Here is a 13,455-nt window from a genome sequence, read left to right as displayed (position 1 = left end):
ACTGTGGGGCGGCGCTGGCCGGCGGCGACGCCGGGGCCGGCGGCCGGGCATTGCGGACGCCGGATCAAACGCCTCTTGAGGTCACGTCCGTTCCGGCTTTGCCTCCCGGGACGTGGGCACGGCGGCGGCGCCGCCCGGTTCGTCCCGGCGATGCCGGCGCAGCCCGAGGATATGGACCAGGACGCCCACGGCAATGATGGCCGCCCCGATGCCGATATAGAGGGGCTCCATGACCAGCATGGGCAGTGACCCGACGCCCAGCAGAATCCTTTCGGGCCAGCGGGCCGGGCCGAGGAGCCAGGCTCCGGTTGCCACAGCAAGGGAGGCCACAGCCAGGAGCGAGACGACGAACGCCAGTGCAACCGTCCCCGGACCGCCCTGCAGGAGCAGCCCGACGCCGTCGTCGGACAGCACAAAGATGAACGGGACCAGGAACGCCGACAGCGTGTACCGCCAGGTCAGCCACATCGTCTTGATGGGTTTTCCGCCGGTAATGGCCGACGCCGCGAACGGCGACAGTGCCGTCGGCGGTGACACCTCGCTGAGCACCGAGTAGTAGAAGATGAACATTGCGGCCGCGAAGGCCGGCACCCCGACGTCCTGCAGGGCGGGTCCGATGATCACCCACGAAATGATGAAGCTGGCAGTGACCGGCACCGCGAGTCCCAGGAGGGTGACGGAGATCGCGGAGAAGATGGCGGTCAGGAGCAGGCTGCCGCCGGCAAAGTCCACGATGATGTTCGCGAGCTTCAGGCCCAGGCCGGTGAGGGTCATGATTCCGACGATCAGGCCGGCGGCCGCCATCACGGGGATTACGGAGAGGGCGCCCATGGCGCCCAGGGCGAGCGCGTCCCAGATGCGTCTGGGCGTCAGCCAGGACTGACGGTCCAGGAAACTGAGGATAAATGCGAGACCCGTGGCGTAGACCACGGCCCGGAAGGGTGTCATGCCCATGGACATGAACACCACGATCGCGATGAGGGAACTGAAGTGGTAGCCGAACCGCAGCAGCAGTTTGCCGACCGGCTTGACGTCCAGCTCAACCGCCCGGGTCTTGAACCGCCGGGCGTCCATTTCGATGGCGAGGATGATGCCGAAGTAGTAGAGGACGGTGGGAATGGTGGCCCAGATGAGCACCTGCAGGTATGAGACTCCCAGCAGCGCGGCGATGATGAAGGCTGCGGCGCCGAGGGTGGGCGGGGACAAGATGGCGCCAATACCGGCAGCCGCCAGGATGGCGCCTCCGTGTTCCTTCGGGTAGCCGGCCTTGCGCAGCAGCGGCCAGGAGATGCCGCCGAGGGTCACGGTGGTGGCGACGCCGGAACCCGACACGGTGCCGAGCAGGAAGCCGGCCAGGGTCACGGTCCGGCCCGGACCCGACTTCGACTGCCCGAAAGCGGAGAACGAGAGGTCGATGAAGAATTTGGTGGCGCCCGAGGCGCCCAGAACGGCGCCGTAGATGGTGAAAAGGATGATGTACGACGCCGCGACGTCGGTGGGAACCCCGAACAGCCCTTGCGTCCCCATGACGTTGTGGCCGACGAGCCGGATCCAGTTGAAGGAAGCCGTGTTGAACGGTGCAGGGACGAAGGAACCGAGCGCCGCATATACGAAGAAACCCATCACGACGAGCGGGACAAGGATGCCCACGGTCCGGCGGGCTGCCTCCAGCGTGACCAGGATCGCGATCACGCCCATGGCCAGGTCAAGGTAGGTCGGAGTGATTGCGCGGCGGAAAAAGCCGTCCCAGTCCGAGATGATGTAGGCGAACGGAACCACGGCAATTGCGGCGAGCAGCCAGTCCAGGATGGGCGGGTTGTCGGAACGTCCGGCCTCCTTGGCCGCAGCCGAGCGGCCCCACCCGCGGTAGACCAGGAAGGTCAGGGGCAGCCCGAACATCAGGAACGCGGGCAGGTAGAACTGGGTGGGCATCGGGTTGAAGACCCAATACAGCACAAACAGGGACATTGCCACACAAAGGGTTTTCACCACGGTGGCGGGGATCCCGCTCAAGTGGCGTGCGGGTTTCTCCGCCTCAAACTCCGCGATCAGCGCCTCTTCATCAATCACCCCGTCCCTGGCCAGGTCCATAGGGTTGACGTCGGCGTCATTGTCCGCGCCCGCGCGCTCGGTGTTTCCCTTCGGCACGGTGCTCCCCGCCGGCTCAGTGCTCCCCTTCCGCACGGTACTCCCCGGGGGTTCAGGCGAGGTGCGTGCGTCAACGGCTCCGTTGCCGTTGGGTGTCTCGGTCATGGGGTCTCCTTGAGGGATAAAACAACGAACGGGTCGCTGTCTTCGACTAACTTCCATAGTTCAAGCGGCGGGGCACCCGGGATGTACACGGTGCGGCGGCCCAGGTCCGTTGCTGCCAGGGACAGCCGGCTGAACTCCGCGGGGTGCCCCGGGTCGGGGTCGGTCACCCATTCCCTGCGGTCGGTGTCCCCGGCCGCAGACGGCGCTCCGGGGACGGCGTAATACTCTTCAAGCACCGCCAGCTGGTCGGCGGCCAGCTGCGCCAGGCGGTAGCTTCCGTCCTCCTGCACGGTGTACCGCTCTTCAGCGACGGTGCCGTAGATGGAATTGCGGTAGCTCACCGCGAACGTGTCCCCGGAGAGGGGAATGCTGGCCAGCACGCCGCCGTCGTTGCTGATCACCAGGGCGCGGGGACCGCGGGATTCAGCCGGCGCGCCGGCAACGGCAACGGCAATCCCACCCGCTCCCAGCATGGCGAGGCAAACGAGGCCGACGACGGCGGCGGCTGGCTTAGGCATGGGGTCCTAGCTTCCGGCCTTGTCGAAGTAGGCCTTCGAACCCGGGCAGGTCTCCACGAAGGCGACCTTCCCCGCGGTGGCCGGATCCATCTCACCGGCTGCGGGATGGACCTTGACCAGGGTCTCTTTGTTGTCAAAGAGTGCGGTGGTGATGTCCTGCTGAAGCTTCTGGTCCATTTTCTTGCTGGCAACCAGGATGTTCGGCGAAGCGATCGCCGGGACGGCCTCGGTCTGCCCCTCGTAGGTGTTGGCCGGGATGTCCTGCTTCACGTAGTAGGCGCCGTATTTCTGCGCGAGCGGGTCCGCGTACTCCCCGATCGGCAGCAGCTTCATGTCGCCGTCGCCTGCCAGGTCAATCAGCGCGCCGGTGGGTAGCCCGCCGGACCAGAATCCGGCGTCGATCGTTCCGTCGCGCAGCGCCGCGACGGTTTCGGCCGCTCCGAGCTGGCGGCGCTGGATGCCCGAGGTCGGATCGATTCCGGCGGCCTCGAGGATGCGCAACGCCCCTACCTCCGTGGCGGAGCTGGGCGCGCCGACCGAGACGACTTTGCCCGCCATGTCCTTTACGTTCTGGATCCCTTTGTCGTTGACAGTGACGGCCTGCATGAAGTTGTTGTAGATGTTGCCAAGGGAGCAGACCTCCTGCGGCTTTCCCTTGAATTCGCCCTCGCCTTTGACAGCATCGGAAACCACGTCGCCCACCGAGAAGGCGAGCTGCGCCGACCCATTCTCGATCAGCAGCATGTTGTCCACGGAAGCGTTCGTTTCCTGGACGGTGGCGTTATAGCCCTCGACTTTGTCCCCGATGACGGTGGCGAAGCCACCGCCCAGCGGATAGTAGACGCCGCCGGTGCCGCCCGTAGCGATGGACAAGGTGCCGCCCTGGCCCGACGCACCTCCGGCTCCGCCACCCCCGCTGGGAGCGGGGCTGCCGCACGCGGTCAGGAAAACTGCCGGTACAAGGGCTGCTGCCGCCCACAGACGCTGCATGCGCCTCCGGGCAGGGATGGTCATTGCGGTCATGGTTTTTCTCCCTGGGTAGTGATGGTGTTGATTGAATGAGTGTCAGCCGGTCTGGTTCGCAGTCCTCCGGTAGCGGCTGGCGGATGGGGAACATCTCCGGCGGAGAGGATGCCTGCCAGCAGGCGGTAGTACCCCACCAGCACCGAAATCTCCGTAATGCCACCGTGTCCGAAGTGTTCAAGGGCGGCCGCATGTACTTCCAGGCCGACGGTTTTGCCGCGTAGCAGGGCACGCGTCAGGCCCAGCGCCGCGCTTTCGTCCGCGGTCAGAGTGTCCGGGGATTCGCCGTCGTGAAGCTTCTCCAGCTCTGTGCCGCTGACGCCCACGCTCGTGGCGACCCGGCTGTGCGCATACCACTCGTAGGCGGACTCCAGTTCCGCGGCGACAGCGCAGATGACCAATTCCCGCGTGCGGTCCGGCAGTGATCCGCCAAAGCGCAGGACGGCACCCAGGGCCTGTACCGCGTCTCCGATTGCGGGCGAGTGCAGCAGCGCGTTGAAGGGGCCGGTGAGGCAACCGGCTTCGTCGGCGAGGGAAAACGGCCCGTTGCCCCTCGGCGGGCCTGCGATGGCGTCATACAGCCGGCGCTGCTGGTCCGAGAGTTCATGAGGGGCAAGGAGGGGAAAGCGCCCGCCCTGGCGTGGCCCGGAAACGGCGGACCCGGCTTCCTCGCGGACCGATTTACACAAGGGTCCTGCCCCCGTCCACGAACAGGACATGACCGGTGACGAACGCCGCCTGGCGGGAAGCCAGGTAGAGGACGGGACCGGTGAGGTCGTCGACCGTCCCGAGCCGGCCGGCCGGGACCATCGACGTGTAGTGCTCGCGTACCCCGGGGCGGTCCAGGTGCGCCCTGGTAAGTTCCGTGTCCACGTAGCCGGGGGCGATGGCGTTGACGGTGACTCCGCTGGAGGCCCATTCGCGGGCCATGACCCGGATCAACTGGTTGATGCCGCCTTTGCTGGCTGCGTAAGGACCATGGTCCGGATGTGCCAGGATGCTGGAGACCGACGAGCAGTAGATCTGGCGCCCGAAGCCGGCCTCGACCATGACGCGGCCGGCGGCGCGGCCCAGCCGGAAGGCGCTGGTGAGGTTGAGCTCCAGGATGCGTGCCCAGCCCTCATCCGTAGTTTCGAGAATCGGCACCCGGTGGTTGACGCCGATGGAGTGCACCAGAACGTCCAGGCCGCCGAGCCGTTCCTGGGCTGCGGCAACGGCATCCTCACAGCCCTGCGTGGACGTGAGGTCGAGCCGTTCGGTGGACACGCCTGGACCGAGGGCGGTCAGCCGGGAGTCATCGCGGTCAACCGCGAGTACGCTCGCCCCGGCTGCAACGAATTCGCCGATGCAGGCGCTGCCAATTCCGCCCGCCCCGGCAACCAGCACCCTCGCGCCGCTCAACCCGAGCCAGTCCTTCACGGACGCCACGACTTTCCGGCGGGCGGCCGTGGCACGCCTGCATTGAAGGCCGCATCGCTGCGGGTTGCTCGAAAGACCATTTGGATAATGTATCCAATTTTGTAATCAGATGTAACCCATGTCACACAATCTTTATATTACCTGGCGGCTTGGGACTTCCAGAAAGGTTCGGAGGGCATCCACTGCATGCTCCCGGTGCTCGTCCAGCAGTGCGACAAGCAGCTCCGCGTCGCCCTCCGCGTAAGCCTGGACGATGCGGGCATGCTCGCGCTCTACTCTGGCCCGGTTGCTTTCCGCCCCGTAGTACACGAACCGGTAGGCCTCAGTCGCGTCCCACAGAACCTGAACGATCCGTTCCAGACGCGGCATGCGGGCCGCTGCCAACAGTTCGAAGTGAAACCGCCGGTTCGCCTCGGTCATCTTGATCAGATCACCGGCGGCGCTGGCCAATTCAACGTCCCTGGCGGCCACCTTCATGGCGGCGAGCACGCTGTCGCTGCGGTTCCCTACGGCAACCCGGGCGGCCTCGGATTCCAGCAGCTGCCTGAGCCGGTAGACCTCCAGGAGGTCCGTGAGCGATAGGCTGGCGACTTTATGGCCGCGGTGAGGCTCGTAGACCACCTGGCCCTCGCTTTCGAGGACCTTGAAAGCTTCGCGGACCGGAACGCGGCTGACACCGAATCGCTCGGCGAGGGTGTTCTGGCGAAGCGGCTGTCCCGGCAGGAATTCCCCTGCGATGATTGCGCGCCGAAGCTCGGTTAGGACGAAAGCCTGGGCGGTGGGAGGGCGCCTAGACTCTTTCGCTGCGTCCTCGCTCATGCCGCCACCGCCAACACGTCTGCTTTCACCCCTGAATTCTAACTGGCGGCATCCGTGGCCGTTATCCACGGCCGGACACACCCCGGGCTCGAACGCTAGGACTGGCCTGGCGGCTCTGTTTTCTGGTCTTCCGTTTCGGTTTCGAAGGGCGCGCCCGCGGCTGGCGGCTCTCCCGCCGCGAGGCGGTCCGATTCACGAGCCCCAACAACAGACTGGGCTCCCCCGGATCCGGCTTCGGCAGGTGAAGGTCCAGGCGGTACGCCCCCGGTTGTTATTGGCGAGCCGGTCGCGGTCCGCTGCCCCTTGGTCATGGCGGGGTCGTTGAACACCTGCTCGACCGGCGCTTCGCCTGTCTTGGCCCGTTCGGGATGCGAGTGATCCCCCTGCGCTTTGGTGCCTGACTCCGCGATATCGATCGCCTCTCCCACATCTGCACCGCTGCGGGAGTCCTCGGCCTGGACGTCAGCACCGGACGAAGCGCGCCGGGCCTGGGATGTAGCATCTGGGGATTCTTCTGGTTCCAATTTTCTGGATGCTTGATCTGTAGGCAATTCAGAGTCGCTGCGGTCTGTCATGATCCTTGCCCTTCCGAAACGAATTCGTGCGTCTGCTCCGGCGCAATTCAAGTCTAGATAGAGCCGCGGCAGCCCGACAGGTCCGCACGATGGACCTTTATTTCAGGCTGACCCGCTGATCACCCGGTCACGCCCGGCAAGCAGACCCGTCACGGCGAGAACCGCCATGAGGCCCGCGGTGACCAGGAGCGGAAGCGTCCAGCCTCCGCTCGCGTCGCGAAGACCACCGAACATTACCGGCCCCGCCGCGGCGAGACCGTAGCCGACAGATTGCGCCATGCCGGACAATGACGCTGCCTGCGGGTAATTTACGGTCCGGAGGCTGAACAGCGACAGGGCGATGACTATGAGGCTCCCGCACCCGATTGCCCCAAGAATGACCCACAGCAGTATGAGGTCCGGCGCCAGTGCCAGCCCGAGAAACGTCACGAACGTGAGCGCGCCGCTCGTGAAGGAGACAAGCCGCTGGTCCGAACCGCGGTGCAGGATTCCCCCTGTGGCAAGGCTGGCGAACACGCTGATGAGCAGGAAGACGGACAGATGGACGCCCGCAACAGTGGCGGGAACCCCCTGGCTTTGTTCGATGGTGGGTAGCCATGCCATCAGGACGTAGAAGGCGATCGATTGCAGTCCCATAAAGATCGTCACCTGCCAGCCCAAGGCTGAGGTCCAGGGCGACCGGAAAGAGACCTCCGGCCTGGTGGCGTGCGCGGTCCCTGACCTGTGCCGGCGCAGCCACGGCAGGAGCACCGCCATGGCGATGAGGGCCAGTCCCACCCAGATTCCGAGGGCAAGCCGCCATCCCGCCGGGGATGTTTGTGCCACGGGAACGACGACGGCTGCCCCGATCGCGGCGAAGGCGGCCTGTGTGGCGGTGTAGCCTCCGGTGACCTGACTAACCCTCATCGGAAAGTCCCGCTTTACCAGGGAGGGCACCAGGACATTGAGAAACGCGATAGCCAAGCCGATCAGGGCGGTGCCCGCCCAGATAATGCCCGGCAAGGGTAGGGAGCGAAGCACGATGCCCGACGCGAGGATCAGCAGTGACACCCACAGTGCCCGGTCGAGACCCAGCCGGGAAGCGAAGCCGGGTGCCAGCGGGGAGAAGACTGCGAAAGCAATGAGCGGAAGACCTGTGAGGAGCCCTGCTGCGGCACTGGATAACCCGAGGTCGCTGCTGATGTTCCCGAGTACCGGTCCCACGCTGACGAAGGACACCCGAAGGTTAACTGCGATGAGCAGAAGGCCGATGAAGGCGACGCCGAACCTGGCAGTGCGGTCCGGCGCGTTCCGGGTGGCAGCGGGCATCATGCGTTCTTCCATCCTTCGAGAGGTGAGTGGGCGCCCTCGCGCCTCCTCCGATTCCGCCTTTGTCAGATAGAAGTTGACTAGGCATTTCAATTTGCCGACAACCCACCTTATGCCGAGCCGGTTGAAAACGGCGCCGAAGGCATAGTCCGACAGCCCGGCGAACCGTCCGCCCGGCCGGAGGTGTCGGGGCCGGCGTGTTGCACCGGGTCAATGGCCGGGTCCGGTGATGATCTTGTTGCGTTCGGATTCGTGCGCGCCGCCCTTCTTCGCCAGCGTGGAGCACGCCTCTTCGATGTCCCGGGCGAGCGTGTCGACGTGCTCGCGGCTCATCGTCTGCTTGACCAGGGCCCGCATGATCGTCACATCTTGGGCATTCGGGGGCAGGGTATATGCCGGCACCATCCAGCCGCGCTCGGCCGAGAGCTGCCAGGCGATGTCGAACTCGTCGTAGCCGGTGTCGGCGGCGAGCCGGAACGCGACGAGGGGAAGTTGCTCCTCGTCGGGGCCGATGATCTCGAACCGGCCCATGGCCTCCAACTTCTCGGCCAGGACGCGGGCGTTGGTCTGCATGTTCTTCATGATGTAGGCGTAGCCGGCGCGGCCATAGCGAACGAAGTTGTAGTACTGGGCGAGAACCATCGACGAGCCGGTGGAGAAGTTCAGGGTGAAGGTCGAGTCGGTCTTGCCGAGGTAGTTCTCCTCGAAAACGAGTTCCCTGGCCAGGTCGGCCTTCTCCCGGAAGATCAGCCAGCCGATGCCCGGGTAGACCAGTCCGAACTTGTGCCCGGAGACATTGATCGAGCGGACCTGCTCGAGCCGGAAGTCCCACTTGGAGTCCGGGTAGAGGAAGGGCCAGACGAACCCCCCGCTGGCCCCGTCCACGTGCAGCGGCACATCCAGGCCCCGCTCGCGCTTGATCCGCAGCAGCAGGTCGTTGATCCCGGCGATGTCATCCTTGTGCCCAGTGAACGTCGTACCCAGCACGGCTGCGACGCCGATGGTGTTCTCATCGACATGGGCCTGCACGTCTTCCGGGCCGATCGTGTACTTCCCGGGCTGCAGCGGCACGATCCGCGGCTCGACGTCGAAGTAGCGGCAGAACTTCTCCCACACGACGTGCACGTCGCCGCCGAACACCAGGTTCGGACTCGACGTCGACTCCCCGGCGGCCTCGCGACGCTTCCGCCAGTTCCACTTCAGGGACAGGCCGCCGAGCATGATCGCCTCGGACGATCCCTGGGTTCGGGCTCCCGTCGTCTCGCCCGGCGCGTGGAAGAGGTCGGCGAGCATCCGAATGCAGCGCTGCTCAATCTCGGCCGTGCGGGGATATTCGGCGTGGTCGATAAAATTGCGGTGCAGGTTCGCGGCGATGATCTGCTGGGCCTGCGGCTCCATCCACGTCGTCACGAAGGTCGCCAGGTTCCGGGCTGGATCACCCTCCAGCGCCAGATCCTCCGCCACGAGCCGCAAAGCGTCCTGGGCAGGAATGCCGGTCTCCGGAAACTCCCGGCTCGGAACCTCCTGGGTGACGAATCGGTTGCCAAACAGGGCCACGTCGGCATCCGCCGGCTGGAAATCTCGTGACATCACTTCTCCTTCAGGGACTGGTGAAAAGGGGTTCCGGATGAGGTCCCCGATACGCGGGAACCAAGGCGGCGGTGGATCGGACCCAGCATCAGGATCGCGCCGGCGAGGAAGCACAGGGCTCCCACGAATGTGCCAAGATTGGACAGCTCGGCATTCAAGACATTGCCGCTCGACGGGATGATAAAGGCCGCGACAGCCGAGATGCCGAACGCAACAGAGCCGGCCAAGTTGACCACGCCGATCTTCCACGTCCGGGGCCTGGGCCGGCCGGCCATGACCCCGCGACCGGCCTCCCGCAACGCCACAGCACTTGCAACGAGGAAGGCGATGGAACCCAGGGCGTCGGGTCGCCAGACCCGCTGCTCGGTCAGCGCCGCGCTGAGATTGTCCCGCAGGGCGTTTCCCGTGCTCCAGTTGAACCACAGGGTGCCGGCAAGTTGAACCGCGGCAGCGAGCCACACGAGGTTCCGCGGCGCCCACACCCAGAACGCATGGCGCCGCGTGGCACCCGCGGCCGGGAGCGCGTCAACGGACTCCCGGTACTGCAGGAACGCCGCACAGGTGAAGAACAGCGAACCGACGAAGAATGTGGCTGCACACCAGCGCAATCCCACGGCCTCGGCGTAGAACGGCATCGCCCCCAAGGCGAACAGACTCGAGCCAATGATGAACAGCCAGGCGATCCACCGGTCCCGTGCGGTCGACGGGCCCGCGCTCGCGATCTCAGTTGCCTGGCCGGCCGTCGGGGCACCCCGATGTTGGACGGGGCCGACGTCGGCAGGCGCCCCGGACGCCGTCGCGCCCGGTCCCGGGCCCGGGACCGGGAGCAGATTGGTGATCACGAAGGCCACCGCCACAGCCACCACCACCTGGGGTGTTACCGCCAGACCGTCCACACCCAGCAGCAGCGTGGCCAGCAGCGTCGACGTCAACGGCAGCCGCAGCATGGCTGCGCACATGGCTCCCATGCCCATGCCGATCCCTGCGGCGAGATTCATTCCGGGCAACCCGCTGGCGGCAATACCGAGCGCCGCACCGATGAACATCGACGGGAAGACCGGCCCACCACGAAATGCGCTCAGCGAGAGCCCGTAGACGAGGGTCTTGCAAGCGATCAGCAGGACCAGCACCGCAAGCGAGTAGTCCGTGGCGTGTTCCACCAGCTCCGGCAGTGCGTCCTGCCCCGAGAACAACACCTGCGTGAAACTGCGCCCGGAGATCAACTGGTACGCCATCGCGGTGAGACCGATCAGCAAGCCGAGCGCGGACGTCACCAACACCCGGTTCAGATGCACGACCGGGCGAAGCGACAGCGCGACCGACCGGATCAGCCATCCCAACAGCGCGCCGACCGCGCCCATGACCACCGCCCAGCCCATCGTCGCCAACGTCGGCGGCACCGCGGGCGGCACCACGGGCAGTGCCAGCGAGAAGCTGCCCAGCCCGGTCCAGCCGTCCAGTCCGACGAACACCAGCGCCCCGACGCCGGAAGCGATCAGCCCGGGCAGGGCCACCAGGCTCAGCGTCATTCCGCCGATCCCGGCGGCCTCCATGATCAGGAAGGCACCGAGCACGGGAGACCCGAGCAGGGTACTGATCGCTGCGAAGCTGCCGGCCGACGCCATGATGGTCAGGGACATCGGCGGTGCGTCTTTCTTCACCAGGTGCACCGCCAGCGCCCCGAGGCCGCCACCGATCGCGATCAGCGGCCCTTCGGGCCCGAGCACCGCACCCAGGCTTAGTGTGGTCAGGGCCGCGAGAACGATGCCCACGAGCTCCCGGCCGCTGGGCGGACCGCCGCCCGTCTTGAATCCGAAAGCGGGTGAGTGGCCCCCGGTTCCCGGCAGATACCGGATGGTCAGCGCCGTCAACAGCCCACAAAGTAGCAACCACGGAACCGGCCACCACGCAGGAGCCGGACCCCCGAGGACCTGATTCGGCAGCCCGACGAAAACGAACCGCTGGACCGCCGCGACAAAAGCGAGAAAACCGTAGGCAATGACCGAGATGGGAACGCCCAGGACCGCTGCCAGCACAAGCGCAGCGATGTACGGCCTGGAACGAATCACGGCGACCGGATCGATATCGGGCGGCGGCGCGGCAGGCTGGCTCATTCCCGTCTGCCCCGGGAGTCACCGACGATCAACGAGCAGAACATCACGCTGGGAACGGGTTCGGTGCGCCCGTGGTAACCGTTGAGCATCCCTCTCCTTCCGCTGGCCGCCCGCCAGACGGCGGGAGCCTTCAGTGGGGTTTCACAAGGAGTTGAGACCGGTCAATCACACGTTCGCAAATTTAGCGCTCCAAGCGGGGGCCGTCATCACCCAAAGCGGGTGAAAGGACTAATGCAGGATCATCCCTCATAGGGGGGTGAGGGGCGAGGGGCGAGGTTGGTGCTGGCCGGACCCTGAATGACCGTGCCGTCGGTGGCAAACCGCGAACCGTGGCAGGGGCAGTCCCAGGTCGTATCGGTGACATTGAACTCGACAGTGCAGCCCAAATGCGTGCAGGTCGCCGAGACCGACCGCACTCTACCGGCCGGATCAGCATAGACGGCGATCTTTTCGCCTTCCCGTTCGATGACTGCGCCTTCCCCCGGGGCGGGAACTACGGGAGCACTCTTGTCTTCCTGATCCGGCGCCACATGCTGTGGAACGGGCGGGTTTGAAACGCTCGGAAGCGCGGGCGCCGTGGCCTCGGCCCGTGGCGTCCGGGTGCTGTCGAACATACGCGCCCAAGGATTCGCCCGGCCGCACAAGCTGTCGGCCAGGATCAGGGCCGCCGCGGAGCCGTTAGTCAGGCCCCACTTCCGCAAACCGGTGATCACATGGATGTGCGTGGAGTCCGGGGACATGAGGCCCACGGACGGGAGGCCATCTACGGAAATGCTGTCCTGGGTGGACCAGCGGAATACGGGCTCATGGGTGCCGAGACGGTCACGGCTGAAAGCTGTCAGCCGGCGATACCGCTCTGCGGTGTCGCCGGAGTCTTCGGGCCGGTGGCCTTCGCCGCCAGCGAGCACGTAGCTGGCGCCATCGATCTCGATGCCCAGAATCGAGCGCATCGGCTCGTCGACGCTGATGTAGGTCCCCTCCAGTTGAGGGGAACCCGCCCGGCTGGCGACGACGTACGAACGGTGCAGGAAGGACTTCGCGGCGAAACTTCCCTGGTCGCTGAAGGGCACATTGGTGGCAATGATTACATCCCGCGCGCGGAGGGATCCCCGCTCTGTCGCCACGACAACCGGTGAGCCGTCCCGCAGCGCAAGGGCCCTGGATTCCTCAAACACAAAACTGCCGCCGCCGTCGACCGCGCGGGCCAGGCCCTGCACGTATCTCACGGCGTGGATCTGCACCTGATTATCAAAGCGGACGGCTCCCTTGACGGCGAAAGGCAGCGGCACATCGGCGGTAAAGACGGATGGGAGACCGAGCCTGGCGGCCAGCGCCGCCTCATCCTGGACGAGGTTCAGCGCCCCGTCCGTTTCCGCGTAGGTGAAGTTAGGTACGCGGCGGAAACCGCAGTCGATGCCCTCGTCCGAGACGACGCGGGCGATGTGCTCGATGGCCGCCTGGTTCGCCTGCCCGTACTGGCTCGCCGTGTCAAGGCCGTGGCGCCCGGCAAGCTCGGTGTACACCAAGCGATGCAGGGAGGTGACCTTGCCGGTGGTGTGGCCCGTGACGCCTGTGCCGACACGTGCCGCCTCAATAACCGCGACCGATTGACCAGCACGCTTTAAGGCCAGCGCTGCCGTCAGACCGGCAACGCCACCGCCGATCACCGCGACGTCGACGTCGACGTCGGTGCTGAGCGACGGATAGCCCGTGCCTGCAGCGGTGGCAAGCCATAGGGAAATGGCCTGCCCTTGCAGCACACCCATAACAGCCCCCTTCCAGGAGCACACCATACTGCTGCGGGCACAGCGCTGTCCCGCGATTCCACGGAGCTTG

10 protein-coding genes are annotated in these 13,455 nt (G+C 65.9%); all 10 read right to left on the bottom strand.

Translation table 11 applies throughout. The features are described 5' to 3' along the window. Positions 1 to 81: 81 nt before the first annotated feature. The 10 genes from J2W14_RS16585 to J2W14_RS16540 all read right to left on the bottom strand — a co-directional run bounded on the left by J2W14_RS16585 (position 82) and on the right by J2W14_RS16540 (position 13,385). Entirely contained in the window at positions 82 to 2,253 is a 2,172-nt protein-coding gene (locus J2W14_RS16585) for a TRAP transporter permease (RefSeq protein WP_307464535.1), read from the bottom strand. Further along, a complete protein-coding gene (locus J2W14_RS16580) occupies positions 2,250 to 2,771 on the bottom strand; it encodes a hypothetical protein (protein ID WP_307464534.1) in 522 nt (173 codons plus the stop codon). Before J2W14_RS16580 ends, J2W14_RS16585 begins: the two co-directional genes overlap by 4 nt. Positions 2,772 to 2,777: 6 nt before the next feature. Further along, positions 2,778 to 3,794 (bottom strand): TAXI family TRAP transporter solute-binding subunit, encoded by a 1,017-nt coding sequence (locus J2W14_RS16575; RefSeq protein ID WP_307464532.1) that lies wholly within the window; start codon positions 3,792 to 3,794, stop codon positions 2,778 to 2,780. Then, positions 3,791 to 4,483 (bottom strand): carboxymuconolactone decarboxylase family protein, encoded by a 693-nt coding sequence (locus J2W14_RS16570; RefSeq protein ID WP_307464530.1) that lies wholly within the window; start codon positions 4,481 to 4,483, stop codon positions 3,791 to 3,793. Before J2W14_RS16570 ends, J2W14_RS16575 begins: the two co-directional genes overlap by 4 nt. Beyond that, positions 4,476 to 5,213, bottom strand: coding sequence for an SDR family NAD(P)-dependent oxidoreductase (locus J2W14_RS16565; RefSeq protein ID WP_307464528.1), 738 nt, complete (start codon positions 5,211 to 5,213; stop codon positions 4,476 to 4,478). Before J2W14_RS16565 ends, J2W14_RS16570 begins: the two co-directional genes overlap by 8 nt. Before the next feature lie 132 nt (positions 5,214 to 5,345). Then, positions 5,346 to 6,032, bottom strand: a complete 687-nt coding sequence (locus J2W14_RS16560; protein ID WP_307464526.1) for a GntR family transcriptional regulator — start codon at positions 6,030 to 6,032, stop codon at positions 5,346 to 5,348. Between the two features lie 677 nt (positions 6,033 to 6,709). Continuing rightward, the gene (locus tag J2W14_RS16555) at positions 6,710 to 7,918 is read right to left on the bottom strand and encodes an MFS transporter (protein ID WP_307464524.1); all 1,209 of its coding nucleotides are present in this window, start codon (positions 7,916 to 7,918) and stop codon (positions 6,710 to 6,712) included. 207 nt (positions 7,919 to 8,125) lie between these two features. After that, a complete protein-coding gene (locus J2W14_RS16550) occupies positions 8,126 to 9,505 on the bottom strand; it encodes a glutamate decarboxylase (protein WP_307464522.1) in 1,380 nt (459 codons plus the stop codon). Next, complete coding sequence (locus J2W14_RS16545; RefSeq protein ID WP_307464520.1) at positions 9,505 to 11,619, bottom strand: chloride channel protein; 2,115 nt, start codon at positions 11,617 to 11,619, stop codon at positions 9,505 to 9,507. Before J2W14_RS16545 ends, J2W14_RS16550 begins: the two co-directional genes overlap by 1 nt. A 239-nt stretch (positions 11,620 to 11,858) precedes the next feature. After that, positions 11,859 to 13,385 (bottom strand): FAD-dependent oxidoreductase, encoded by a 1,527-nt coding sequence (locus J2W14_RS16540; RefSeq protein WP_307464518.1) that lies wholly within the window; start codon positions 13,383 to 13,385, stop codon positions 11,859 to 11,861. Positions 13,386 to 13,455: the final 70 nt, after the last annotated feature.

It is taken from the genome of Pseudarthrobacter oxydans, assembly GCF_030812335.1.
Classification (GTDB): domain Bacteria; phylum Actinomycetota; class Actinomycetes; order Actinomycetales; family Micrococcaceae; genus Arthrobacter; species Arthrobacter oxydans_B.
This window is presented reverse-complemented; position numbering and strand designations above follow the sequence as displayed.